The organism is Streptomyces sp. H27-D2 (genome assembly GCF_035828615.1).
Taxonomy (GTDB): domain Bacteria; phylum Actinomycetota; class Actinomycetes; order Streptomycetales; family Streptomycetaceae; genus Streptomyces.
In genome coordinates this window covers 14491-38772 of sequence record NZ_JAYMZR010000073.1, presented here as the reverse complement: position 1 = coordinate 38772, position 24282 = coordinate 14491, and the positions used below count along the sequence as shown (strand labels likewise).

21 protein-coding genes and 4 pseudogenes are annotated in these 24282 nt (G+C 68.9%); 12 read left to right on the top strand and 13 right to left on the bottom strand.

Features of this window, described 5'->3' with window-relative positions:
• Positions 1–341: 341 nt before the first annotated feature.
• Complete coding sequence (locus QMK28_RS24740) at positions 342–509, bottom strand: hypothetical protein (RefSeq protein ID WP_326441689.1); 168 nt, start codon at positions 507–509, stop codon at positions 342–344.
• Between the two features lie 338 nt (positions 510–847).
• Here QMK28_RS24740 and QMK28_RS24735 point away from each other — a divergent pair, with 338 nt between their 5' ends.
• The gene (locus QMK28_RS24735) at positions 848–1495 is read left to right on the top strand and encodes a methyltransferase domain-containing protein (protein ID WP_326441687.1); all 648 of its coding nucleotides are present in this window, start codon (positions 848–850) and stop codon (positions 1493–1495) included.
• 49 nt (positions 1496–1544) lie between these two features.
• Here the strand turns inward: QMK28_RS24735 and QMK28_RS24730 are convergent, their stop codons facing one another.
• Positions 1545–2072 (bottom strand): hypothetical protein, encoded by a 528-nt coding sequence (locus QMK28_RS24730; RefSeq protein WP_326441685.1) that lies wholly within the window; start codon positions 2070–2072, stop codon positions 1545–1547.
• The gene (locus tag QMK28_RS24725; protein ID WP_443050811.1) at positions 2069–3346 is read right to left on the bottom strand and encodes a molybdopterin-dependent oxidoreductase; all 1278 of its coding nucleotides are present in this window, start codon (positions 3344–3346) and stop codon (positions 2069–2071) included. Before QMK28_RS24725 ends, QMK28_RS24730 begins: the two co-directional genes overlap by 4 nt.
• A gap of 1312 nt (positions 3347–4658) precedes the next feature.
• Between QMK28_RS24725 and QMK28_RS24720 the strand changes: the two genes are divergently transcribed.
• Entirely contained in the window at positions 4659–4847 is a 189-nt protein-coding gene (locus tag QMK28_RS24720) for a hypothetical protein (protein ID WP_326441683.1), read from the top strand.
• A 330-nt stretch (positions 4848–5177) separates the two neighbouring features.
• Positions 5178–5369 (top strand): hypothetical protein, encoded by a 192-nt coding sequence (locus QMK28_RS24715; protein WP_326441681.1) that lies wholly within the window; start codon positions 5178–5180, stop codon positions 5367–5369.
• A gap of 555 nt (positions 5370–5924) precedes the next feature.
• Here QMK28_RS24715 and QMK28_RS24710 read toward each other — a convergent pair.
• The 3 genes from QMK28_RS24710 to QMK28_RS24700 form a co-directional block, all read right to left on the bottom strand.
• Positions 5925–8039 carry a hypothetical protein gene (locus tag QMK28_RS24710; protein ID WP_326441679.1) on the bottom strand — a complete coding sequence of 705 codons (2115 nt, stop codon included), beginning with the start codon at positions 8037–8039 and terminating at the stop codon, positions 5925–5927.
• A 119-nt stretch (positions 8040–8158) separates the two neighbouring features.
• A complete protein-coding gene (locus tag QMK28_RS24705; protein ID WP_326441677.1) occupies positions 8159–8872 on the bottom strand; it encodes an ABC transporter ATP-binding protein in 714 nt (237 codons plus the stop codon).
• A gap of 95 nt (positions 8873–8967) precedes the next feature.
• Positions 8968–9258 (bottom strand): hypothetical protein, encoded by a 291-nt coding sequence (locus QMK28_RS24700; protein ID WP_326441675.1) that lies wholly within the window; start codon positions 9256–9258, stop codon positions 8968–8970.
• A 631-nt stretch (positions 9259–9889) separates the two neighbouring features.
• On the opposite strand from QMK28_RS24700, the pseudogene QMK28_RS24695 reads away from it, so the two are divergent.
• Positions 9890–10252, top strand: a pseudogene (locus tag QMK28_RS24695) (glycosyltransferase); the annotation flags it as partial.
• A pseudogene (locus QMK28_RS34375) lies at positions 10231–10533 on the top strand (hypothetical protein); the annotation flags it as partial. The pseudogenes QMK28_RS24695 and QMK28_RS34375, both read left to right, overlap by 22 nt.
• 219 nt (positions 10534–10752) lie before the next feature.
• On the opposite strand, the gene QMK28_RS24685 reads toward QMK28_RS34375, so the two are convergent.
• Positions 10753–11199: a GNAT family N-acetyltransferase gene (locus QMK28_RS24685; protein WP_326441673.1), complete on the bottom strand. Its 447-nt coding sequence runs from the start codon at positions 11197–11199 to the stop codon at positions 10753–10755.
• A complete protein-coding gene (locus tag QMK28_RS24680) occupies positions 11193–12377 on the bottom strand; it encodes a helix-turn-helix domain-containing protein (protein WP_326441671.1) in 1185 nt (394 codons plus the stop codon). Before QMK28_RS24680 ends, QMK28_RS24685 begins: the two co-directional genes overlap by 7 nt.
• 145 nt (positions 12378–12522) lie before the next feature.
• Here QMK28_RS24680 and QMK28_RS24675 point away from each other — a divergent pair, with 145 nt between their 5' ends.
• Positions 12523–12885, top strand: a complete 363-nt coding sequence (locus tag QMK28_RS24675; RefSeq protein ID WP_326441669.1) for a DUF6415 family natural product biosynthesis protein — start codon at positions 12523–12525, stop codon at positions 12883–12885.
• A gap of 703 nt (positions 12886–13588) precedes the next feature.
• Positions 13589–14041, top strand: a complete 453-nt coding sequence (locus QMK28_RS24670) for a glycine-rich domain-containing protein (RefSeq protein ID WP_326441667.1) — start codon at positions 13589–13591, stop codon at positions 14039–14041.
• Positions 14042–14271: 230 nt separating this feature from the next.
• Here the strand turns inward: QMK28_RS24670 and QMK28_RS24665 are convergent, their stop codons facing one another.
• A complete protein-coding gene (locus QMK28_RS24665; protein ID WP_326441665.1) occupies positions 14272–14508 on the bottom strand; it encodes a helix-turn-helix transcriptional regulator in 237 nt (78 codons plus the stop codon).
• 521 nt (positions 14509–15029) lie between these two features.
• Between QMK28_RS24665 and QMK28_RS24660 the strand changes: the two genes are divergently transcribed.
• Complete coding sequence (locus QMK28_RS24660) at positions 15030–15395, top strand: transposase (RefSeq protein WP_326441663.1); 366 nt, start codon at positions 15030–15032, stop codon at positions 15393–15395.
• Between the two features lie 201 nt (positions 15396–15596).
• Here QMK28_RS24660 and QMK28_RS24655 read toward each other — a convergent pair.
• The 4 genes and pseudogenes from QMK28_RS24655 to QMK28_RS24640 form a co-directional block, all read right to left on the bottom strand.
• A pseudogene (locus tag QMK28_RS24655) lies at positions 15597–15740 on the bottom strand (transposase family protein); the annotation flags it as partial.
• Positions 15734–15823, bottom strand: a pseudogene (locus tag QMK28_RS24650) (IS5 family transposase); the annotation flags it as partial. The pseudogenes QMK28_RS24655 and QMK28_RS24650, both read right to left, overlap by 7 nt.
• 538 nt (positions 15824–16361) lie before the next feature.
• Positions 16362–17009 carry a DUF6338 family protein gene (locus QMK28_RS24645; protein WP_326441661.1) on the bottom strand — a complete coding sequence of 216 codons (648 nt, stop codon included), beginning with the start codon at positions 17007–17009 and terminating at the stop codon, positions 16362–16364.
• 352 nt (positions 17010–17361) lie between these two features.
• Positions 17362–20040: a CHAT domain-containing protein gene (locus QMK28_RS24640; protein ID WP_326441659.1), complete on the bottom strand. Its 2679-nt coding sequence runs from the start codon at positions 20038–20040 to the stop codon at positions 17362–17364.
• A 408-nt stretch (positions 20041–20448) separates the two neighbouring features.
• On the opposite strand from QMK28_RS24640, the gene QMK28_RS24635 reads away from it, so the two are divergent.
• The 4 genes from QMK28_RS24635 to QMK28_RS24620 are packed head-to-tail and all read left to right on the top strand — an operon-like array spanning position 20449 to position 24281.
• Complete coding sequence (locus QMK28_RS24635; RefSeq protein WP_326441657.1) at positions 20449–22164, top strand: dynamin family protein; 1716 nt, start codon at positions 20449–20451, stop codon at positions 22162–22164.
• 59 nt (positions 22165–22223) lie between these two features.
• Entirely contained in the window at positions 22224–23012 is a 789-nt protein-coding gene (locus tag QMK28_RS24630; protein WP_326441655.1) for a C39 family peptidase, read from the top strand.
• Positions 23009–23701 (top strand): hypothetical protein, encoded by a 693-nt coding sequence (locus QMK28_RS24625; RefSeq protein WP_326441653.1) that lies wholly within the window; start codon positions 23009–23011, stop codon positions 23699–23701. The genes QMK28_RS24630 and QMK28_RS24625 overlap by 4 nt, the downstream gene beginning before the upstream one ends.
• A complete protein-coding gene (locus QMK28_RS24620) occupies positions 23685–24281 on the top strand; it encodes a hypothetical protein (protein ID WP_326441651.1) in 597 nt (198 codons plus the stop codon). Before QMK28_RS24625 ends, QMK28_RS24620 begins: the two co-directional genes overlap by 17 nt.
• Position 24282 lies beyond the last annotated feature (1 nt).

The following is a 24282-nucleotide window of genomic DNA, read 5'->3' as shown; positions in this document are numbered from 1 at the left end:
ACCACCTGCCGGACGGCGGAATGTCCGGCAGGACGCAGCACCGCAGAACCCACCCACCCCCTGGGACCTGCGGTGCTGCTCCGCGTTTCCAGTCGCCGACCCCGCTTGCAGGACGCTGCCGCCCACAGCGCGGCGGCCCGCCGGTGACGACGTAGCCGCGAAGGGCAAGGACCACTTCGAGGACAGGCCGATCCCGTCGGCGACGTTGCCGAGCGGGACGCCTCCTGGTCGCCGCAGAGACAGACCAGGCAGCCCGCCCCGACGGGGCAGCACCCGCCGTCGGCCGGGCCGTGGTACACCAGCTCGCGCACCACGGCCTGGTGGCGGTGCTTGACACCGGGTCAGCCCACGACGGACACCGTTGCCACGACGATCGTGATGACGGCGAAGCCGACCATCGCGGCCCGCAGCACCCGGCCCTTCGACCCCGGCGAAGGCGACGGGAGCGGACACCGGTACGCCGCACTGTCCCGCCAGTACGCCCCCAGCAACTGGGCATAAACAGGCACCCCGTCCCGCTCATCCAAGGAATCCATACCAGCGCCAACGACATTCCACGACGCGGGGAAACGTCAGCCACCGTCACCGCAACCCGATCGTCACCAAGCGGCGGGCGCGCTCAGCATGACCAGGGAGTACCGGCGGGCTGCGCACCGTACCGGGAGCGCCCGTCTCCAGTCGATACGCGGCAACAGGCGCACCGGTGCCCCCGGAAGAAACCTGTTCACCGCGTGCCGGCCGCGCCACCCGGCCCAGGGCCGCAAGCGTCGGTCGCCGAGAATCCGCTGATCACCTCGACCGGGTGGGTTCCGGAGCGCGGGGCGTCACCTGATCGGCCGTCACCCGGGTGGCCGGTGAACCCGATCCCACCGTGACAACCCCCGTGCGCCCAACCACCCCGAGCAGCGTGGCCGACCATTGCGCTCGAATGGTCGGCCACAACTGGCGGATGTACGGGGCGCACCGAAATCTGGGGGCTGATTCCGGTGACATGACGACCTTGCGACGCTGCGTCGGCAGTGTGTTGGACATCGGCTGCGGCCCGGGTCTGCTGGTGGTTGCTCTGACCGACCTGGGTCATCCTGCTATGGGCATCGATGTCTGTCCGATAGCCGTCGCCCGTACCGTGCGCTCGGGCGGAGCCGCGCTGCGCCGCTCTGTGTTCGATTGGCTCCCGAACGAAGGACGGTGGGACACCGCGCTTCTGATCGACGGGAACGTCGGGATCGGCGGCGACCCGCATGCTCTGCTGGAGCGGGTCGCACGCCTGGTCAGCGGCCGCGGCCTGCTCCTGGTCGAAACCGCGCCGGCCGACGTCGATGAACGCCACCGAGTACGGCTCGACGACGGACACGGCGGCCTCGGCTCGCCGTTCTGGTGGGCCGCGGTCGGCCTGACAGCAATGCTGCGCCGGGCACGGGAGACCGGCTGGGCCGCGGCTGAACACTGGACGGCCCGAGGCCGCACGTTCGTCGCGCTGCGGCGCGCTCCCTGACCGGCCAGGGGCGCGGGTGCCGGTCGATGGGACTGCGGGCCGTGCCCTTTTACGATCGTCTGCGTGCCGCTGCCGGCCGGACCTTCTTCGACCGTCTCTCGGGCGGGTGCGCCCGCCAGGTCCGGGCGAGCAGACAGAGTGCGGAGAGGGCGAAGAGGCCCGCGGTGATCAGGAGCCAGCGGCCCCAGAAGACACCTGCGGGCAGTGCGGTGTACGAGGAGTACGCGCCCACCCGGTCCAGGATCAGCGGATACCACACCAGGAGCAGCAAGGCGGAGACGAAGGCGGGCACGCGGAGGTAGTTGATCCATCCCGCGTTCTCCATGGCCGGCCCGCCGCTGTCACGGTCCGGGGCACGCCGGAACCGGAACAGGGCTTGCAGTGCGCGGTCGGTGAAGGTGTACACGGGCAGGAACAGCAGGTCGTGGATGAGGGCCGCGCCGACGAACCAGAGCGCCACCCCCAGTGCGTCGCCCTTCAGCAGCCGGATTCCGGCGTAGAGGGTGAGGGCGAAGGAGCACAGGACGAGGAGCAAGTGCACGGGTGAGGCGCCGTAGCGTGCGCGGATGCTGTTCACGCTGTCGCTCCGAAGGTCAGCCGCGTGACCCATTTGGTGTTGTGCACGCCTGGGTTGGCCGGAACGATGATCCGTGCCGGGTAGCCGTGGTCCGGGGACAGCACGGCGCCGTTGACCCGGAGCGCGAGCAGTGACTGGAGGTCGCGGACCTGGTTGTCGCGCAGCACCGCTGAGCGGAACGAACCGCTGCGCTGCGCGGACTCGACGAACACGCCCGGCGGGCTCTGGCGCAGCCCCACCAGGGCGGCCAGCGTCGTCAGCCGCACCCCGCTCCAGTGCTGGTCGTCGGTCGACCAGCCCTCCACGCAGGCGATCGGCAGCGCGGCCGAGTGCTGCGGCAGCGCCAGCACCTGCTCGCGCGTCAGAATCCTCTCCCGGCCGCCGCCGCGCACCACAAGCCGCCATTCACGTCCCACGTCGCGGGCCCGGATGCCCACGCCGGCCGCACTCTTGTTGACCTGGAAGCCGTTGGGTCCGGCCCCCGGATCGCGGCCGTGCGGGGCGAGCAGCGCGGTCTGCCGCAGCGATCCCCCGATGCTCTGTCCGGCCGTCACGGCCAGCAGGGTCAGGGAACCCGCGCCCACCATGCCGAGCGCGCCACGCCGCGACATCGTGGGGCGCGCCGGGTTCACGGACACCAGACCGCTGTCGTCGGCCGGTTCCGGCTGCGTGCTCAGGGCGGGGGTGCGCAGTTCGGTGCGCCAGCGGCGGCTTCGTAGAGCACGCGCCATGGTGGGGACGCGGAAGACGACGTGCACGACGAAAGCACCGATGAACACCCAGGCGCCGTAGAAGTGCAGGGTGTAGAAGGACCCGGGGAAGATGTAGTGCAACTGGACGTTCAGCATGCCGGTGACGAACTCGAACAGGGCCCCGCCGACGAGCAGCAGCAAGGACAGCCGCTCCACCGCGTGACTGGGCGAACGCAGCGGCGGCCAGGAGAACAGCTTCGGGATCACCGACCAGAGTTTGGCGAGCAGTACCGGGATCAGCACCACCCCCAGCGTGACGTGGATCCCCTGGGTGAGCCGGTAGAGCCACGAGGGGCTGGTGGGCCAGGAGAACAGATAGAAGCCCAGCCATCCCTTGTCCGGTGTCTTGTCGTTGAGCGACGCCAGATCCGGGTTGTACGCGGCGTACGACAGCAATCCGGTCACGAACAGCACGATGATGCCGAAAAGCAGGATCGACCCGAGCACCGATGTCAGCCACGGCCCCCGCAACGGACTGCGCCAGAACTCCGGACGCGACGGACCACGCGGCGGCCCCTTCAGCAGAGCGGCCCGGAGCCGGGAAGGCACTGTCGCCGGCTCCGGTTTCACCGCCTCCTGCGCCGCGCCGTCGGCGGAAGAGCGCCCGTCGTCGGCTCCCGCGGCCGGCCGCCGCTGCCCGGGGGTCGGCGGACTGGGGTCCTGGCCGCGCTCGCTGGCCTCCATGCCGAACCCCTTCACGGTGCACACCGGCGGCCGACGGCCGCGCAAGTCGACCGTATGACGCGATACCGGCAATCCACCCGCAACCCGCCCGAAGTGCGGCATTGAGCAACCGTTCCGGCCGAGGGCAGTCCGAGGGGCGTTGCGGAGTGTGTGCGCGTGGCCGTTGAGGAGCACAGCGCACAGCAGGGAGGGCCTTGGCCCCCACAAAGAAGCACTGCTGCCCCGGGGCGAACTCACAGCGGGTGTTCGCGGTACTCGTGGCAACGTGTTGCCACGCCTTTAGCCGGCCCACGACGGCCAGTCGCCCCCTGTAACTGAGCGACTTCAGGCATATGACCACCCGTCGTCGATGTTCTCCGCCGGCCAGCGGCGCTACTTCAGCCTCTTCGTCCCGCTGACGAGTTTGGCAACGCACTTCTCGCCATCGGCATAAGCCAGGCCGTATGTGAAATTCTCGGATACGTACTGGGGTCGGCCGGTCTCGGTATCGATGACTTCAACGCGGAACCCCAGGGCGCTGCTTCCGCACCGGAAAGCACCGCCGCGGCCCATCCGCCCTTCGGCCACCTTGACGGCGAAGCGCTTCCGGGGCATCGATTCATGCACCGGGCTTCGTCGACGGGCGCTGGACCTGGCGGTGAACGATCTCAGCAGCCTCCCGTTTCGCATGGCGCCTCCTGGTGGCTCCCTCAAGATTCTACGCCTCAGTCAATCCAGTGCGGGATTGCGTTCCGGCTGGCTTCGTCCGAGCGGCGGCGGCCGGAGAGATGACGGTGAACAGTCGCCATCCGAGGTCGCGCAGGCCGGCTTCCCACCACTGGCGCGAGGCAGTGCCAGGAGAGGAGGCTACGACCCTGAAGTTCCCCCTGATCTTGGACAGCGGGTGGTCGCGCAGCGCCGACGGGCACAACGGGCGGGCAGTCATCGGGACGCACCGTCACGAGTGTGCACAGTTGGTATTCGTTCTGGAACTCCAAGTAGCCAGCAGTCTCGTTTTGCATTTCGCTGGACATGACCGGAAGGGCAATAGCGAGTGTTGTCCGAACGGTCGAGAAGTGAGCATGGCCACACATCCCGCGGCAAACCGGTCCTTCGCAGTGACGAGATCAAGAGGCTGGACGAAGGCCACGCACTGGTACTCGCTGACAACTTGCCCCCCGTCATCACCCGTCTTGACGGCATGTGGACTTGGGACTCCTGGCCCGAGATCGAAGCCCAGGTCCGCGACCTCCGCAACGCGAACGAGCTGGTGCGCGCGCAGCAGACTGCTGCGAAAAAGAACCAGGCCGAGGCGCACGCCACCGCATGGGCGAGCCGTCGGGGAGCTGCTGCCGTATGACCGCGAATCCCTTCGCCCGCTTCGCGCCCTACCCGGAACCGCCCGCGCTGATCGCTGAGTACATCGCGGAGAGAAGCGCGGAGGAGGCGGTGGATGGCCCATCACCGTGGGACATCCGCGCCCTCTCGGCTGAGCTGATCACACCGCTGCCTGGATGGCTCGACGCCGTGTGTCGCTGGCTGAACCAGACCTACGCCTGGCAGCCGCAGCACGTCATTCCGCCGTGCTGGACGGAGCACGACCACCTCGCCTACGAGATCGCGGCCTTCGCCTTCTGCCCGCGCCGACGCCTACGCCTACGCCTACGCCTACGAGGAAGCGGGCTCGGCAGTGCTCCGGCACGAGCAGTACGACCGCTTCCTCACCCGCATGAACAACGCGCTCGGCAAGGCCGGCGACGAGTGCCGCGTTGGCCGCCATGACGCACGCCCGGCGCGCTTCCAATTGGCCGCCTGGCCTGAACGGGGTCCAGCTGATGCTGATGAGCCGACGGTCGCCGCACTCGTCAAGGAGTTGATCTGATGCGTCCGCATCCTGACGTCGTCTTCGCCTCGGACCTGCGTCACGGCGTGTTGGCGAGGAGCGGATGGGAGCAGTCGGAGGCCCGAACCGTCCTCCGCGATCTTGGGTGGGAATGGGAGGAGGATCTCCACGCGCTGATTCCGCCGGACGACGTAGGCCCGTCCGACGCTGGCGTGCAGGCCGTAACCGAACTGCACGTCCGGACCAGCTACGAGAAGGGCTGGGCCGTAGGGCGCGATGAGGCTGGATCTGGAGCACGCGGAACAGGGTCTTCACCAAACTCGCGGCGCGACAACCGGACGAGACACCGGACGGCTGCGCGTCCAAGGAACGTCATCCCACGAACACCGATCCGAAACAACCCCTCGCATCTGCCCGGGAGAGCACTGTTACGAGCTACTCGACCTCGGCGGCGCGCGATTGCTCTCCGTAGTGGACCGGAGCCAGGCGAGAAAGTGTGGCCACCAAACTCCCGCCGGACAGTTTTCCAATCTAAGCGAGCGGATTGACCGACGCTCAGAGCTGACGGCCAATCACAACAGACTCCTGTGAGGGCTACTCGGCTACCGGTCTCCAGCGCCCGGCCTCCTTGACCGCCACTCTGACGGCCCATGCGCTCATAATCAGTGCCAGCATGACGACGACGGCAACGCTCCAACTGACCAGCGTGAGCGGCAGCCCGTCGGCTCGTACAGGTGGCCCCTGCATGGGAATCGTGAGCACGAGGGCGGCACCAACCCCGATGATAGTTGCGCAGAGGAACGAGCCGAGGAAGACGAGCAGGGTCGTCCATACGAAGAGGCGGCGAGTTCCTGCGACAACGACCACCGGCGCGATTGAGCGCGAAAAGCGCAGGAACTCTGCCATATTGGCAAGACAGGCAGCGAACACAAGAATGGCAAGCGTCCCTGTTCCGAATATCGGCATCCACCAGTTGTTCTCACGGTAGGTGGCGAGCGTCGACGTCCATTCTTCGCCTGGAAGCGTCACCTTCCAGCCGGGCGCCAGTGTTCTGTTCGCGAGACTCTTCACCTCGGGCGCATCGACGGTGCTGCCTTCCGGAGCCACGACCTGCAACGAATCCAGGCTTTTCGTCTCTCGTACGACATTCCGCTCGACGGTCACGGCTCCGGATCCGGCGAAGTCAGCAGCCTCGCTGAGCGCTTGCCCTCGGTCGGACTCCACCTGCTTGACCGTGATCGCGGCGGCTTCTCCCGTCGCGACCGGCACGGGCAGGTCAGCCTGTCGCAGGGCAGCTCCGCTGCCGACAACACGGACGCGCACCTGTTGGCTGGGCCCGTCGGGACCGTATACGCCCAGCACCTTTTGATCGGAGGGGAGGGCCGACATGAATTGTTTCAACCGCGTCGGTGAGTTGCGGTCGATTCCATCGACGACCACGGCGGATGAGGCCAGCGTCCGCTGCGCCTCCAGGGCCGACGCGTCGGACTCGGCAGTGCGGTTGTTCCATGTGTAGAGCTGAGCTGAGAGCCCGATCAACAGCACGATGCTGGTGACCACCCTGGCCACAGCCGCGGGACTTGCGGAAACCCACCGTCCCGCGAGCAGCGCAGCCGGCCTCCCTGCTCTACGTCCCCACCAGCCGAGCAAGCGGCCCAGTTGCGTTGTCAAGGCCGAGAGAGCAGCCGGCAATAGCATCAGGGCAGTAAGAGCGCCGGCTGTGTACGGCACGAGGAACAGCATCTCGCTGTCTTGCGCGCCGAACAGGCTGGGGCCGAAGAATGCGAAGGCGAACGCCAACGGGCAGAGCCATCCGGCGGAGCGGCTGAGCGTCCCCTTGCTCCGGCCGCTCGGGCGAGTTCCGGCCAGCGTTGTGGCGCGAGGTTGTACGGTCACCGCAGCAGCCAGGACCAACAACGCGGCAATGCCTGCGCATGCGAAGTACAGCGCCAAATGAGGCTGTAGATAGGCGGCCACCATGCCGTACTCGACCTTGGGCAGCTGCCAGTTGCTGCCCTGCCAGAAGTACATCAGCAGGACAGCGAGTGCCGCACCCATCAGGATCGGCGGACCCGTCTCACCGAAGTCGACGAGCAGACGGTGTCGAGCACTCGCTCCCATGGCATGGAGCACCGCTCGGCGCCGGTCCCGCTTCGCGGACCCCGTGCGGCAGGCGATGAACGTCAGGGCGAGTGCCGGGGTGATGCACGTTGCGACGATCAGGGCGTAAAACCCGGTGGCCGGCTGAATGTTCAGCGGCTCGCCGAAGACGGTGCCTTCCGCGTTGCCCCACGCCGACACATAGAGCCCCTCCTTCATGGGGTGGGAAGGCCGGGCATAAACGAGCGGTTCCCCGCTACTGGCCGTGCCGGAAGGCTGAATTCGTACATCCATGGCACCGTAGCGGGAGGTTATGCCTTCTGACTGCCCGGCATACTCGGCACCGATGGACAGGGCCGAGTGGCCTGGGGCGGGCCAGCGGTCCAAACCGGGTGGCGGCGGCGCGTCAGCACGCAGCGGTTGCACATAAATGACGGAGTACTGACGCCCGTTGACAGTGTCGAACGACTCCATCCAACGTGCGATGGCATCATCCTTCCGCTCGACCGTGACCGGACTGCGCGCCGCTTGCACCGCAGCACGCCCCGAGTACGTGGCGGACACGACAACGCAGGCTGCGAATGACAATGCCAGCACCAGTGCCGCCATACACAACGCAACCAAGCGGAGTCGTCCGCTTTCCGTACCGTGCGCCGCGCTGCGCCCGATGCGGAGAAGCGCTGACGTCTGCCCCAGCCGAACCGGTCCGCGGTGGCTCTTTGGCCGCCTCACAGCGAGCTGCCCTCCCGCTCGGCCGCCTGGAGAGTGCCTTGGCGCAGTACGAGATGGTGGTCGGCACGTTCCGCTATCGAATGATCGTGCGTGACGATGAGCAGCCCGCAGCTCCATCGCTGTGGCAGCGAGAACAGCAGGGAAGCGACGCTGTCGCGATTCCCTTCGTCCAGCGCGCCCGTGGGCTCGTCGCCGACCAGCAGCGCTGGTTCGTTGATCAGGGCGCGGGCGACCGCGACGCGTTGACGCTCGCCACCTGACAAATCAGCGGTGGCGGTGTCGCGAGCCGCTGCGCCGACTCCGAGTTCGTCCAACAGGTCCTCGGCACGGGTGAAGGCGACTTTGCGGTTCTGCCCGGCGAGTAGTGCGGCCAGGGCGACGTTCTCCAACGGGGGGAGCTCAGGCAGCAGTTCAGCGAACTGGAATACCATGCCGATCGAGTCACGACGGTGTCGGGCGAGCTGCCCGGAGCGCATCGCGGTGATGTCTCTTCCGGAGATTTCAATGCGGCCGGACTTCAGTTGCTGCAGACCCAGCAGACACATCAGCAGCGTGGACTTGCCGCTCCCAGAAGGCCCGGTGACGGCTACGGACTGACCGGCCGCGACGCGCAGATCAGCTCCGTCCAGGAGCCTGCGACCAGGAATCTCGTAGCGAAGCCCCGTAGCCTCCAGCACATACTCGGCAGGGGATGGCGAGAGCAAGACCATGCGGTTCCTTTGTACTCAGAGTTGACAGCGGCTGGGTCGCCCGTCCGGGCGGCCCAGCCGCTGTCATTGTCACGTTGGATCAGTACCGCGAAGGGTCAGCTGGCCCAGCTGCCGTAGCGGTCCGAGCCTGCGATCTGCTGCTCACGTACACGCAACTTGAGGACATGGCTGTGGTGCTTGCTGGAGTCGCAGGTGTAGACACCCGTTTGCACCCACTGGTTCAGCTTCGTGCCCGGGTGGGCCTTGCGGTAGTACTGAGCAGCGACGTCGTGGTTGTCGCTGTCACTGTCGCAGACCTCAACCATCGTCTTCGCGTGCCATGTCCTGGCAGTACCCGCCCCGCCGAGCTTCGCGTGAATTTCGGCGGCAGAGGCCGGCGCTGCCATGGCCAAGACGCTTGCGGCTCCGACAACCGCTATCACTACAGACTTCATACGCATACGAAATTGTCCCCCTCATCGATGTAGCGGCGGAGCTCACGCTCACGCCGCCACGGTCACCTTAAAGATCACACATGGTCACCAAATATCCTAAACATTTACACATATGGCATCGGGTCAGAAGCACCCATAACCATCTGGCGCGTGTCGAAGCTCGCAGTGAACAGAGGATCCTTCACCGCTGCGCGTACTGGTGGGACCGAAGTTCTAAGGCGCGTGGGTAGAGCTGGCGAAGTAGGCCGTCCTGAGTCTCTACACCACAGCCAGTGCCGCCAGAGCCGCCCGATCGGCTCCCGAGAGGCCGGCACAGTTGGCGTGGAAGATGAAGTCGTCAGCGAGGACCGCATGCAGGCTTGCATGCGGCGAATTGGCGGTATGCGTCCGCTGTTATGTGGGAGCCCCGTGGAGGCCTGGGGCTGTCGAGCCACAGGGGCCTTCAAGTGCTGGTCAGACCTAGACACAGCGGTACTGACCAAGGAATCCGCTACGGCACGGGGCGAGTCCCGGCGTAGCCAGATTGGAAGCTTCTGTGAACAGCGACGACGTCGACCGTCTCCCGCAGCGGGCCTTTCGCCTGATGGTTACGGGCGGCGGAACGGGCGGCCACACGTACCCCGCTCTCACCGCAGTGCGCACTCTTCAGGCCAGGCTCGCGGCCACCGGCAGAACACTGGATGTCCTGTGGGTCGGGACGGCTGACAGCTTGGAGGCTCGCGTCGCGGGCAACGAGGGTATCCGTTTCGCCGCGGTGGCTACCGGCAGAATCCGCCGCTCCCGCAATCCGTTGAAGCTCGTCTCCCCAGCGAACATGAAGGACATGGGCCGCGTGCCGCTCGGCATCAACCAGACCCGGAGACTTGTCTCCGATTTCCAGCCGGATGTGGTGCTGGCCACTGGCGGCTACGTCGCTGTCCACAGCTGCGCGCCGGCGTCGGGCTGCTGCTCCTCGTCGGCCTGCGCCCTGGCGAGGTCGAGGGACTGCGGGTGCACGACTACGACCCGGCAGAGCGGCAGCTGTGCACGGGCACGGGGCGGCACCCGCGTACGGTCCGCATCGCCCGGTCCGCGGCCGCCGCCCTCGACGCGTACCTCGCCACCGAGGCCACAGACCCGGACGACTACCTGCTGCCGGCGCTGCGGACGACGCGCCTCGTGCAGTTGGTGCGCCGCGCGGCCGAGACTGCGGGCGTGAGCGCTGGGGTCCATGACCTTCGTCGGGCTGCTGTCGCTGCGGTCCTTGAGGATGGCACGCCGGTGCAGCATATTGAGCGGTACTTCGGGGTCGGCGCGGCTCCGGGACGCAAGGACCTGGTGGCGGTGCCGGACGGGTACGACGCGTCGATCGCCGAAGTGCTGGAACAGACCTTCGCCTGACACCTCCCACGCACTGCGCCCCTTGTCTGGCCTCACGGTCGGGCAGGGGGCGCACTGATGCGTCATCTACTTCGTCATGCGGTAGAAGACCTTCTCTCCGCGCGGCTCCGCCCCGAGCGCCTCGTAGAAAGCCAGCGCGGCCGAGTTGTCCCGTTCTGCCGTCCACTCCATCCGGGAGCACCCTGCGGCGGATGTCTCCTCGCGCAGGCGGGTCATGAACGCACCCGCCACGCCACGTCGGCGGGCAGGCTCCCGCACAAACAACTCTTTCAGGTAGAGCGAGGTCTCTGCCCCGGCCGCTGGCCACAGATACGAGAACGATGCGAGGCCGACCACGTCCTCGCCATCGCGGGCCAGGAGCACGGTCGCTACAGGCCGATCGCTGAACAGCGCATGGCGGATCTGCTCGACGTCGCCAGAGGTCTCGTCGCCCCCGTAGTACCTCTCGATCTCGCCGAGGAGTTCGGAGATCACGCTCACGTCATCGGCGGTGGCCCGGTCGATCGTCACCATGTGGTCAGAATCCTCTCGCCAGGGGGCAGCGCGAGCACCTCGCGCAACACCCGAACCTCCGGCAGCTCTTGCCGCTCGGGCACCGTATCGATCAGCTCCCGCGCGCGGAAGATGATCAGGGGAGACCGATGGTCCTCGGGCAGTGCAGTGACCGCTTGCACAGCGAGAGATGCGGCGGCAGCGGGGTCTCCGTCATGAATGAGGCACGCCGCACGGTCGAGCTGAACGAGGGTGCGATCCGTGTAGTCCGTCGCCGGGTAGAGCTGTAGGGCCTGTTGCTGCTCGTCCCACGCCCGCCCGGACTCGTGCAGGTGCGTCCACGTGTTGCCAGCGTGGAACCGAAACTGGCTCTCGCTGTACCCGAAGGCCGACGCCACACAGTCCACCGCGTCGAGGCGGTGGAGCGCCTCCTCGCCGCGGCACAGCGCCGAAGCGGCCTCGTCTGGGCTGCGCAGTGCTGCGTGTGCGCGCGCTTCCAGGGGGGCGGACAGCGCTGGTCCTACGCAGGGCAGTCCCCCAGCGAGGTGTTGAGAGCGCACGGCAAGTTCCACGGCACCGTGCATGTCCCCGCCGTAGTAGTGCTGGTAGGACTCCTGAGCGTAGATCCAGGAGAGCGTGGCGCGGTCCTCGGCCGCTGCGGCGGCTGCCCGGCCGGTGCGCCACCAGTCCCTCGCCGCAGGGTCTCCGAGTTTGAGGAGCGTCAGAGCCATGAGGCCGGCCATTTTGGCGACGGCGATTACCAGCTGCTTCCGGATCGCGGGTGGGTGGCGGTGGGCGACGATGCGTTGGAGGTCGGCGAAGTCGGCGAGGAGTTCGGGGAGGTGGAGTTGCTCGGGCCGGTGGCGGGTGGCCCGCCCGTGGCGGGCCACGGTGTAGGCCCACTCGTCGAGGCTCGCGTCGGTCATGGGTCCTGCGGCGAGGGCGTCGGCGATGCCGGCCTGGAGTGCCGCAGCCTGGGCGGAAAGGCTGGCACCCGGCGGCGAGGCTGCGAGAAGACAGAGTTCCCCGCCTGCGTCGAGGGCGTCATCGAGAGCCGCGGCCATCGCCGAGGTGGGTTGTCGCCGGCCGTGTTCCAGGTCCCCGATGTAGCTCTTGCCGCAAGCGGCGAGTCGCGCGAGGTCCCGCAGTGAGAGCTGGCCGCGCAGTCGTCGTAGTGCCTGCCCGAACGTCTCGTGCACGATCGCCCCCGTCTCGTCTGCCCTGTCCGCAGTGTCCGCTCCGCTGCGGACGGCAGCGGACACGTATGTCCTGTTCTCCGCCACTCGCACCCGTCACGCTACTAGCAGTACCTGATCACGAACGGTGACGGCGGGAATCGAGACAATGAGAAACCAGACGACCGAAGCGGATCTGGAGCCGGTCGACCGGGACACCATCCAGAAGACAATCGGCCGCGGGCTGACCGAACGCAGCGCCCCGCTCCGCTACGAGGAGCTCGCCGAGCTGGAGCAGCTGCTGCGCGGTCACATCCACCTGCTGCTCCCCGCAGTCGAGGCGAAGGTCGACCGGATGTGGCACGGCGGCAGGGAGTGGTACGGGCACCGCGCCCGCCTCGACGGCATCCGTCGGCAGGTCGAGCAGGGCCTCGGCGTCGGCCTGATCTCCGCTCAGCTTCAGGTCCACCAGCTCGCCCGCGACTGCCGGTGGCTCCTTGAGAAATCCCCGCCGGACCCATCGGCCCCATGAGCCGGCGGGCGCCACGTGCCCCCGCCGTGGCGTCCGTCATCCACCCGCCTTGCTCGCCGAGAGGTCAGCATGTCTGCAACCGCCCGCCCGAGGAGCGAACCCGAGCGTGCCGACGGCACGTGCGCCCGCTGCTACCGCCCCACCATCCGCGGCATCGTCCACTGGGTGACCCGCCCGTCCAGCGCGGACCTCCGGCTCGTGGTGTGCGCCGACCGGGCCCACTGCGAGAAGCCAACCGAGCCGCTGCACGAGACCGATGCGCTTCGTGCTCTGACCGCCGCAGCGGCTCCGTTGGGTTCCCCGCGGTGATCCCGGTCGAGCCCGCGGAGTACGGGCAGGGGCGGTGCGAGCGGTGCCACCGGGTCCTCGACCGTGGGGCGGTCTACTGGATCGACCGCCCGACCGGCCCCGCTGCCCGTGTCGTGTGCTGCGCGCCACCGAGCTCCTGCGCCCTAGCGACGGCGTACCGAGCCCCGCGCTGGCTCCTGTGGTCCCGGTGAGCGGCTCGTGCGCGTGGCAGCACTCCGCCACCCTCGCCGCCCTGCTCTGGCTGAGCCTCATAGACCGGGCGGGGCGCTGACCGGCCACCCCCGAGGCCGTCCGCGCTCCGCCCCCCTCAACCCCGCCCCGGTCGCCTTACTGGACAGGTCGAGCGACCGGGGCGGGCCAGGTAGCACCAGCCACCCACCCCAAGGAGTACCCCGTGAGCCGAGCGTTACTGACCGACGAAGACTTCGACGCGGTCACCGCAACAGTCCTCGACAACAACCCGACGATGGCCACCGAGATGGCCGAACGCATCGTCCACCAAGCGCTCGCCTTCGTCGGCGCCGCAGCGCTCCACCCCGACGGCCGCATGGCCCCGTCCCGTGTGGTCGACGAGGGATGGCACGCCCTCATCCTCCACACCGACACCTACGCCGCACTGTGCCGGCGGCTCGGCGGATTCGTGCACCACTACCCGGAGCGCCCCGACCCGACGCGCTTCAACGCCGAGACCGTCGAGCGGACCGTGGCGCTCATCGAGGAGGCCGGCTACACCGTCGACCACGACCTGTGGCGGGCACCGGACAACGAGCTGGTGTCGGCCGCCGCAAAGTGCCAGCACTCCGACGACAAGGGCCCCATCGTGATCATCCCCAAGCCCAAGGGCTGACGCGTATCGTGCGTGCCTATCCGACGGGAGGAATGACATGGAGTGGATCGACCCGCGTTACGCGGATCTAGTCGCGGCCATGAGGCAGGCGGAAGACGACGTCTCGCCGGGCGAGGGTGCGGCGTCCGAGCCTCACCCGGTCCGGGGGTTCATTCTCCCCGCCGACGAGAGCTAAGCGCCCGCCAGCACTGAGTCTGGCCTCGGCCCGCCGTGAGAGCGGCGGGCCGTGCCTACTCGGCGACGAGCTGGGTAAGTGGGACATCCAAAGCGTCGGCGAGGAGCAGCAGGTGATCGAGGAGCGGGCTGGTCTGGCCGGCCTCGATGCGGACGATCGTTTTCCGGTCGAGTCCAACCCGTTCGGCGAGCGTCTCCTGCGTCAAGCTCCGCCGTAGGCGGGTGAGACGGATGTGGTCGCTTCCTGTAGGGCTGGCCTTCCCCGCCGGCGCCCACAGGAGTCGGGAGGGCACGCATCAGACGCGTATGGGGAGTTACGCCTGTCCCCTCCACGGCTCGAACCCTACGCCTGACATGGGGCGCGTCCAGTCCCCCGAATGGGTGAGCGACTAACCATGATCATCCGGCATTGTGGACTCGATGTGGACTTCGATCATGCGAGCGGCCCACCTGTTCAATACAGGTGGGCCGCTGACTAGGGGTGGAGCCTAGGAGATTCGAACCCCAAACGAGCAACGCTCTCACCTGCGGTTTTACCAATTCGTTACGACAGAATCGGACTTTCCCATCCGTTTCCATCCCGCTCGATCCCGCTCGATCCTGCCGCCCGGACTCGGTGTGCCCACTGGTGGGCACACCGCGAGGACCTGTTGCGACTGCAACTCAAATACGCCAAGAACCCTATAATCGTAGGCTTCCAAGCCCTCTACAACCACCAAAGCAGCAAATTGGGACTGACGGCCGGCTGTGGCCAGGGAACGCGGCCTGGCGCCTGTGAAGCTTGCGTTGGACACCGACCCTCAGAGTCATTCTGGTGTCCCCGGGCAAGACCGCGCAGGAGCCCGCGTCCGGGCCGACGTCGAATCGGAAACCCGACGACTGGGAGCGGTGGCCGCTCGATCGCTCCGACCGTTGCGTGCCTGCGGGGCACTGGGCGCGGACCAAGGACTGGCAGCAGCGTTACGCGATCCGCGCCGGCATCGAAGCCACCCTCTCCCAGAACATCCGCAACTGCGGCCTGCGCCGGTCCCGATACCACGGCCTTGCCCGCACCCACGTCCAGCACGTCCTGACCGCGATGGCCTGCAACCTCACCCGCATCGCCGACTGGATCGCCGATCCAAAGCCCACCCGCCGCCGATCAATACGCTTCCATGCTCTGTGCGCCAGCACCGCCTGACCCCACCAACATCACCAACAGAGTCACGGCATTGGGCCTAGCCCGCACACCCATGTCGGTACGGATTGATAGTGACCCGAGCTCCGCGGCATGCTGCGACGAGACGGATCGTTGAGCTTTCTCATTGATGACGGCCGCGCGTACCCGCGTGCATCCGACCACTGATCGGTGTCAGTGCCACGTGCAACTCGGGAAATGCCCGGACTTGGACACCCCAAGGAGCGGGGCAAGCTGGCGCAACGTCAAGTTCGTGCGCCAGTAGGCCACGACCAGCAGGGCCCGGTCCTCCAGCGAGAGGCTCCACGGCCGGCCCTTGCGGACCGCATCCGCACCCGGCGTTCGTAGTCGCGCGCCAAGCGGCGGGCGCGCATCAGGTGGGCGAAGAACCGCCCGACGATCCACCGCTTGGTCAGCACCACGAAGCCGCGCATGCCCGCACGGCGTCATCGCCCTGTCACCGCCCCGTCCTGGGCCGACAACGCCAGCACGAAGCAGACGTCCAGCTGGCGCCGTACACCAGCCGACGCCGTACAAGTGATCGTGCATCACCTCGAACGGAGGAGAGTGCACCAAAGTTGATGCGGTGACGGGTGGGTACCGCGAGTCTGCCGTGGCCGGTTTCGGGTTGGCGGAGGGGCGACTTGACGATGGCTTTGGACCCTCATCGACGCCTGGAGTGGCCGCGTACGTGGTCCCGCATCCGGCGCCGGGGTTCTACCCGGGCGAAGCAACCTCCAGCCCGCAGGAACGAATTCTCCAGTTCATAGCCTCAAGCGCTCGTGGGCACATCATTGATCACGCATAGGGACTGCTCGGTCCCCCGCCGCTGCATGCGGCGTGGTCACACCTTCGCGGGACGGTCCGCCAAGACCGCCCCGCACCCCGACCACCCCGCTGCAATCCCCACACCCAAGCCGATGACCAGCGGTAATGGAGACGTACGGCTGGAGTACTCACGGAGTTCTATCAGTTCCTGCCTCGGGTGCGGGCCGTGGTGATCTGAATCAGCCGGATGTGGCCGCCAGGGATGATGATGTAGTCCGCCTCGGAAGATCGCGGTTGGCGCTCATCGGCCCTGTGGATCGAGATGGGGTGGTGGAGGGCAACGTCGCGGTAGTAGGTGTCCTTCTCGTGGGAGACCATGTGGCAGCTGCCGCGGACCCGTGTGCCGTCGTCCATCAGGATGTGGACCTCGGGGTCAGCCTCTCCGCGCGGTGACTTCAGGAGCTCGGACCACACCGTCCCCGGGGTGTTGGACCAGTTACTGCCACCGCTTCGTTTCCCACGCAGTTCCCCCAGTGCGACGCAGGCCAGCGCGCTGACGGCGAGGGTCAGAATGCCGGACCGCACCAGGTGCCACGGGTGCGAACGGGCATACGCCTCCCCGGAGGCGACACCGTCGAGCGAGGTGAGGCCCGGCACGTACTCGGCAAGGACGAACACACCCGCCGCCGTGCCGAGCGTCACGAACGTGCCGACCGCGAAGAGCTCGGCGATCTCCCGGGCGGCGCCGGGCCGTTCGCGCAGGCCGTGCCGCTCGTAGCGGACGAGGTAGAGGTAGCCGGGGACGGCCGCGAACAGCAGAGCGGCGAGTCCGGCGAGGTTCGACGGCATGCCTGGTTCACCCGGCCGGCGGGGGTGTGGGGGGCCTCGGCCGGTTCGGTGGGCGGTCCTCGGGGGTCCAGGGGCTCTTGGCGCTGCCCATCGGATTGGCAGGGTCCGCCTCGGAATTCTCGTCCAACTCGTCGCACATTGCCTGCGCCAGCCCTTCCGGCAGGAGGAAGGGCGACACCGCCGAGGCGGGCTCTGGCTGTGGGTGCGATGCGGCTTCCGGGTGAGGCGGCTGTTGTGGTTCGTCCTTCATCGTCGTCCTTCCGACATCCGACAATTCTCTCGTCCGAGGAGCGAACTCAGGCCCCTGCGGCTCGTCCGTCATTGGGTGTCTCCTCATGGGTGTCTCTTTGCGTCACCGTGCTCCGTAGGCGGTGATTCCGGCCCAGTTGCCCGTCTGCCGCGGTGAGTCGTCGATGTCGAGCAGCGCCACCGCGGCTCTTCGGGCGGCTTCCAGTGGGGCGCAGCCCGCCGCTCGGTGGACGAACCATTGGAAGGAGTGGTGGATCGCGAGCCTCGGCCACACCGGGACCGGGCTGGCCAGGACGAAGGCAGCTCCCGCCTCGTGGAAGGCATGGACCAGGGCGTTGGCCACGTCTCCGGCAAGTTCGAGCGGTTCCGGCTCCCGTGGACCGGGGCCGGCGAGCGCTCCGTGTCCGCCGCTGTGATCGGCCCCGGTGCGGAAGCTGGTGCTGCACGCCGTCAGGACGACCTCCTCGTGGCGCATGCGTCCCATGAGGACCTCGCCGGTCTCCAGGTAGCCGTCGGCCATCTGCACGCAGGTCTCGAAGGGGGCCCCCGGGTTGCGTATTCCGTGTGTGGCGACCTGCAGCACGGCCGTCCGTCCGGGGCGCGGCGGTCCCGATTCCAGCAGGCCGCGCAGGGCCGCGACGGTGGCGGCAGGGCCGGTGAGCGGTTCGCCGAACAGGCCGTCCGGACCCAGGGCCTTGGGCAGGATGCGCAGGGCACGGCCCACTTGGGGGAACAGTGCGCTGCCGTCAACCAGTTCGGTGACACCCACCAGGGTGGCCTGAATCGGGCCGTCGGGGCGATGGTCCAGCAGCGGCACGCAGGACAGGTTGGGGACGACGCCGAGCGCCGTGTCCCGTACCAGGTGGCGGCCCCGGTGGCGCACCACCGTCCAGGGCAGGTCGTGCAGGCGACCGTGCGGGGACAGCAGGCAGGTGCCGCTGTCCGCGATCTCGTCGGCGAAGGCGGCGGGCACGAGATCGGCGAGGCCGACACCGTGCCGGCCCCAGAAATCCAGCCGGGCGGGATCTGGGTGCACCGAGTCGATCTCGCGGTGGTAAGCGTCGAGAGCGTGGCGGGTTGCCTCGGTCGGTCGGCAGGTCCCCGAGCGCAGCCTCCCGTCAGGAGTAGCCAGGAGGGTGAGGAGGCCCTCGGGGCGTTCGTACAGACTCAGGGCCACACAGCGGCCCGGCCTGCTGCCCGGGGCGCCGGTCGGGTACTGCGCGAGGAAGTGGGTGAGACGGTCGGGGTCGAAGGGCGGGTCGTCCCTGATGAGGTGCCAGCGCGGGTCGACGGCTCGGATCCTGATGAGCAGTTCGGCCCGTTTCCCGCGCAACCGGCCGGCGTCCTCGGGCCGGCCCTGTCGCTCGGCCTGCGCGATGTCCCCGGTCAGGTCGGCGAAGGCCGCACGGTCCTGGACGGCCGGTGCCTCCTGACCGTTCGGCGCGCCGGACCGGGTCAGGGACAGCCGTGCGGAAAAGGCCCGCGCCTTGAGCAGGTCCGTGACGACGGCGGCCAGCGCCGCGTCGCCGCTCTGCTCCGCGAAGCCAAGCACCTCCTCGAACAGCGGTCTGCGAAAGCGCAGATGAAGTGTGTCGAAGCGGTGCCCCAGGGAGATCCGCAGCACCCGGTCCAGAGCGGTGACCGTCAGGCGGTAGTACCGTGCCGCCCTGGCCTGCTCACCGAGGGCCTGGTGGCTCCTGGCTTGTTCGGTGTGCAGGATCGCGGCGATGGACGCGTCGGGGCGTGCGGTCAGGAAGTCGGCGCCCCGGTCGCACCAGTCGAGTGCTTGCTTGTGCCGACGGGTCATCCGGGCAGTCTCGGCGCGCATGGCGCAGTACGTCGCTCCGCGACCCCGCCGCAGATGGGCCCGCACCGCGGTCAGGTCCCTGTCGTGGTCGGTCTCGAACAACTGGGCTACCAGGTCCAGCCGCCGACGGGCCTCTTCCACCGCCGCACGGTCCAGCGCGCACCGGGCGAGTTGAAGGTGTCCCACCGCTTCGAGTCCGGACGCCGTGTACTGCGGCATGAGCATCACATACGCCCGCTCCGCCTCCTCGGGACGGCCCGTGTCCCGTAGGGCGCCCGCCTTGGTGTCCAGTACGCGGTGGTAGACGGCAGATGTCTCCAGCAGACGGACGACGCCCGCCGGGTCACCTCCCCGGGCGAACTCCGCCTCGATGCGACGCTGTGCCTCGGAAGCGGAGTCGAGGATCGGCCCGTCCGGAAGTAAAGTGCGGAGTTCGGCCTCCAGCGGGCCCAACACCTCCAAGGCCGTGCGGGAGTCGTAGAGCTGGTGGAGGGCCTCCGCCCGCAGAGCCCGCAGGTCTCCGTGCAGAGCGGCGGACGGGGCGGTGGCCGGGAACGGCTCGTCGTGGGGTGGAGGATCGGCCCGGTCCACGAGAGCCAGCGCCTCACTGGCCCGGCCCTCCCCCAGCTCGTACTGGACCCGGCCCGCCAGGTACTGGCGCAGCTTGTCCGGGCCCACCAGGGCGGTGAACTCCTCGGCGGCCGACCAGTGTTCCCGCAACCAGCGGTGGGTTCGGGGGCCTTCCTGATGGGTGGTCGGTTCGCGGCCGTAGGCGTCCAGCAGCATGCCCGCGATGCCGGACCCGCCCACGGTGACCGATGACGAGGTGCCGTGCTGCCGCAGGGCGGCGAGCGTGTGTCTGCCCTGGGCCGTCAGTCGCTCGAAGGGCTGCCGGGTCGGCAGTCCGGCATCGGCCGCCCGCCAGTACTCGATCGACAGCTCGCCGCAGCGCGCGGCCAGGCTCTGGAGTTCCACCGTTCACGTCCCCCGCCGTGTCGCCCCCGGCCCCCCCGGGGGCGACCACCGTACGACCGCGGGAGGCGGGGAGGGAACCGTCACGAGGTGCTGCCGGGCGCACGGCTCTGTACCGCGCGCTCCACTCCGACCACTGTGCGCCCCGTACTGCGGGCAGTTGTCGCCAAACCCTCCCCAACGGTCCGCCCGGCTGTCACTCTGAACGAGTTGGCGCCGGGGCCGGACGAGCTCCCCCCGGGGCGACACCAGGGGGAAATCTCATGGCACAGGCACGCCCAAATTCAGGCCGGCTCACCGCCACACCGCTCGTCACATCGGACCGCTTACGTCGTTCACCGGGCCGAGCACCTTCTAGGGCCGGCGGCGTCAGGTGGCCTCGCGTGCCGGTTCCGGAGGCGGGGTGACTGTATGGCCAGTCCACCGGAACCTGAGGCGGCACCACACGACGAGGTGTTCGCACGGCTCGGTCAGGCGATCGACGGGGAAGACCCGGCCGCGACCGGGTTACGGACCATCGTGCGCGACGCGCGCGCCCGGATGGCACAGCCGATGCGGGTCGCCGTCGCGGGCCAGATCAAGCGCGGCAAGTCCACACTCGTCAACGCCCTGCTCGGTGAGGAGGTCTCCGACACGGGGCAGCTGGAACTGACCTTCAACGTCTGCGAGTTCCACCACAGCGACCGCCCCTCTCTCACCGTCCACTTCAAGGACGGCAGGCCCGCCGAGGAATGGCCCCAGGGGTCGCTCTCCCGGCTGACCGCGCGTTCCGCCGACGGGCTGAGGCTGCTGCGCTCCGTACGGAAGGTGGAGGTGGGGCGTCCCAGCCCGCTGCTGCGGCGCTTCCGGATCGTCGACACGCCCGGTCTGGGCAGCGTGCACGGGACCGATGCGCAGAACACCCTCTCCTTCCTCGGCATCAGCGACCCGGCGGAGCGCGACGAGGCCGCCCGCGTGCTCGACGGGCTGGGGCAGGACGCGCGTTCGGTGCACGCCGAGAGCGCCGCCGAGATGGACCGGGCTGACGCCGTCGTTTTCGTGTTCAGCAGGGGACTGGGCCGGGCCGACCAGCAGGCGGTGGAGTCCTTCGCGGGGGCGTACGGAGAAATCGTCAGTCCGTTGAAGGCGTTCGGGGTGCTCTCCCGCAGCGACCAGTACTGGCCGCCCGTGGACGAGACGGGCCCCGACGGGCTGCCCGCGGACCTCTTGGACCACGATCCGATGGAGACGGCCCGCCGGATTGCCGACTCCTACCTCCAACGACCCACCGTGCGGCGTGTGTTCCGGACGGTCGTGCCGGTCTCGGGCCTGCTGGGGACGGGGGCACAGTGCATGCCGTCCGACGGTTTCGGACCGCTCGCGGAGCTGGCGAAGGTGCCCCCGCGGCTGCTGGCGGACCGGATGGAGGACGTCCAGCTGTTCTGCGTACGGGACTCGCCCGATCTGCCCGTTCCGGCCGAGGTGCGGGCCGCTCTGGTGGACCGGCTGGGCGCGTGGGGAGTCTTCCTGGCCTGCGGGCTTCTGCGGGACAACCTGCCCGAGGACGCGGTGCGCCGACACCTCCTGGAGCGCAGCGGGGTCACAGTGCTGCGGGAGCTGGTCCTGCGTCACTTCGGCAACCGGTCCTCCCTGATCAAGCTCGACCACGGGCAGCGCGAGATCGCCGAGGAGATCGGGCGGCTCCGGGCCACGGCCCAGCTGGCCCGGCAGCGGCCGCCCGCCGTGGCCGACCGCGTCGCGCAGGTGCTGGAGAGCATGCGCCTCACCGACTCCGGGCCCGCCGAACTCGCCGCGCTGGGCGCGTACTACGGCGGCCGGCTGACCCTCACGGAACAGGAGCAGGCACAACTGCTGGAGGTCACCGGTGAGCACGGGACCAGTTGCGCGGCCCGGCTCGGCCTGCCGCCGGGCACCGAGGTGGACGTACTCCTGAAGACCGCCCGGCGCCACATCGCCCGCTGGGCCGCCCGCGCCGGTGATCCGCTGCTCGACCGGCCGACGCTCACCACGGCACGCGTGGTACTGCGTTCGTACGAGCGTGTGGCGACCCTCGTGGAGCGTGCGCTGGTGCTCCTCTACGGCGAGGACGCACCCGACGGCCACCACGGTGAGAGGAGCACGTCTTGAGCTGGGAAATGTACGACCCGGGCGCCGACCCGGGGATAGATCCGGGGATGGACCCAGGGATGGACCCAGGAATGGACCCCACGGTCGATCCCGGGTTCGAACCCGCTGACATCACGGACCCCACGGCCCTGACGGATCCCACCGACCCGGCGGATCCGGCCAACCTCACAGACCCGGCGGATCCCTTCGGCGACCCCGCCGCGACACCGGACACCGCTCCGACCTCCGCAGACGTACCCGACCTGCCCAACTTCGACCCCGCGCAGAGCGATCCCAGCGCCGTGGCCGGCAATCCGGGTGAGGCCATGAACGTGTGGCAGCAGCACACCGGCGAGAACGGCTGCGCGATCGGCGCCCAGGGCATGGTCCTTGAGTACCTGACCGGCGAGCGCGTCAGCGAGGAGCAACTCACCTCCGAGGCGGCCGAGCAGGGATGGTTCGACGGGTCGGGCACGGCACCCGCCGACATGGGCAATCTGCTCGAACTGCACGGCGTACCGGTCCAGCAGGTGGAGGGCGCGTCCGTGGAGCAACTGGAGACGGTGCTCGCGGACGGCGGCGCCGCCATCGTCGGACTGGACGCGGACGAGATCTGGGCCCAGGGGCACGACCCGAACGACGACTCGGTCGGTGACATGCCGGGCATGGCGGGGCAGGACGCCAACCACGCCGTGTGGGTCACCGGCATCGACCGCACCGACCCCGACAACCCGATGGTGGTGCTCAACGACTCCGGCCATCCCGACGGCCAGGGCCTGGCGGTCCCGCTGGACGAGTTCATGGGCGCCTGGCAGGACTCGGGCAACTTCCTCGTCGCCGCCGGCTCCCCGCAGGCGGTGGGACCGTGACCCACGACGACACCGGACCGGACAAGGGCGGCCGCGAAGACCTGAAGGAGCTCGCCGCCCGGTGCGCGGCCTGGCTCGTCCAGGAGCGCGACCGCACGGAGCGGGAACTGCGCTCCGCGTACGCGCAGCCGGATGGCGTGCCGCACTCGGACGCCGGGCACGTGACGCGCCCGGCGCCGGTTTTCCCCAAGCGGCCGACGGCATCCCGGCCGTCCGCCCCGGCAGCCGCGGCGCCCCTCATCGGACTGCTGGACCGGCTCGCCGAGCTGCCCACGAGCCCCGACTCCCGCGACTGCCCCAACTCACCCGCCCCCGAGAGTCCCGACCCCGTACTGGCCTGGGTGCGCCGCACCGTGCTGGCCGCCCTGGCCGCCTCCGGAGTCACCCCGGTCGACGACTCCGGGCCGGTGGACCCGGCCCGGCACACCATCGTGGCCACCCGCGACGACCCCTCCGGCCGGCACTGCGGAGCCATCGCGGAGACGGTCCGCCCCGGTTACGCGTGGGGCGAGTCGCTGCTGCGCCACCAGGAGGTCGTCGCCTACGTACCGCCCGAGGAGCAGGCCGCCCCGTACCCGCCTCCGGCTCCGGCTCCGGCTCCGGCTCCGGAACCTTCTCCGGAAACGGGTTCGGAGGCGGCTTCGGAACCGAGTGAGGAAGGTGGTCCACCGCATGACCTACCCCGCTGATCCCGGTGCCCGCGTCAGGGCGATCCCGGATCCCGATGTGCCGCGGTCCGAGGCGCTGAGCCGCGAGCTGCGCCGCTCGCGGCTGTTCCAGCAGCTCGTCCCCATGGAGTCGGGCATCGGCTGGCCGCTGCCCGTGCCCGTTCTGCAGAACGGCGCGCCCCGGGTATACATGAGGCTGCCGCTGTTCGTCCTGCGTCCGGATCCGGCCGGGGGCGCCGACCTGTTCCCGCCGTTCGCCACGGTGACGCTCGACTGGGCGACGGGACGGCTGGTCGAGTACACGGATCTGCGCTTCAAGGAGCCGCACCGGTCGCGTGCGCAGTGGTCGAAGCCCGTCGGCCGCTTCCCGCACCCGGCCGTCGAGGCACTGACCACCACCGCCTACCGGGAGCTGCGCACCCGTCTCTTCGGCCTCTACGACGAGCTGTTCGACGAGCTCGGGCGCGGGCGGCAGCCGGACGACGGCTGGGCCGGGCAGTTCGGCCACCTGCTGGGCCGGCTGCTGGAACCGTCCCTCACGCCCTACTACCGGGAGCTGGCACCCAAGTTCCTCCGCCGGCACCTGTCCGACGAAAGGTGAA

Bases quoted from the DNA above. Each gene is read 5' to 3' on its own strand.
- QMK28_RS24710 (WP_326441679.1), bottom strand. From the start codon at position 8,039: ATGGCGGCACTGGTGCTGGCATTGTCATTCGCAGCCTGCGTTGTCGTG.
- QMK28_RS24705 (WP_326441677.1), bottom strand. From the start codon at position 8,872: ATGGTCTTGCTCTCGCCATCCCCTGCCGAGTATGTGCTGGAGGCTACG.
- QMK28_RS24700 (WP_326441675.1), bottom strand. From the start codon at position 9,258: ATGGCAGCGCCGGCCTCTGCCGCCGAAATTCACGCGAAGCTCGGCGGG.
- QMK28_RS24685 (WP_326441673.1), bottom strand. From the start codon at position 11,199: ATGGTGACGATCGACCGGGCCACCGCCGATGACGTGAGCGTGATCTCC.
- QMK28_RS24675 (WP_326441669.1), top strand. From the start codon at position 12,523: ATGAGAAACCAGACGACCGAAGCGGATCTGGAGCCGGTCGACCGGGAC.
- QMK28_RS24645 (WP_326441661.1), bottom strand. From the start codon at position 17,009: ATGCCGTCGAACCTCGCCGGACTCGCCGCTCTGCTGTTCGCGGCCGTC.
- QMK28_RS24635 (WP_326441657.1), top strand. From the start codon at position 20,449: ATGGCCAGTCCACCGGAACCTGAGGCGGCACCACACGACGAGGTGTTC.
- QMK28_RS24630 (WP_326441655.1), top strand. From the start codon at position 22,224: ATGGACCCAGGAATGGACCCCACGGTCGATCCCGGGTTCGAACCCGCT.
- QMK28_RS24620 (WP_326441651.1), top strand. From the start codon at position 23,685: ATGACCTACCCCGCTGATCCCGGTGCCCGCGTCAGGGCGATCCCGGAT.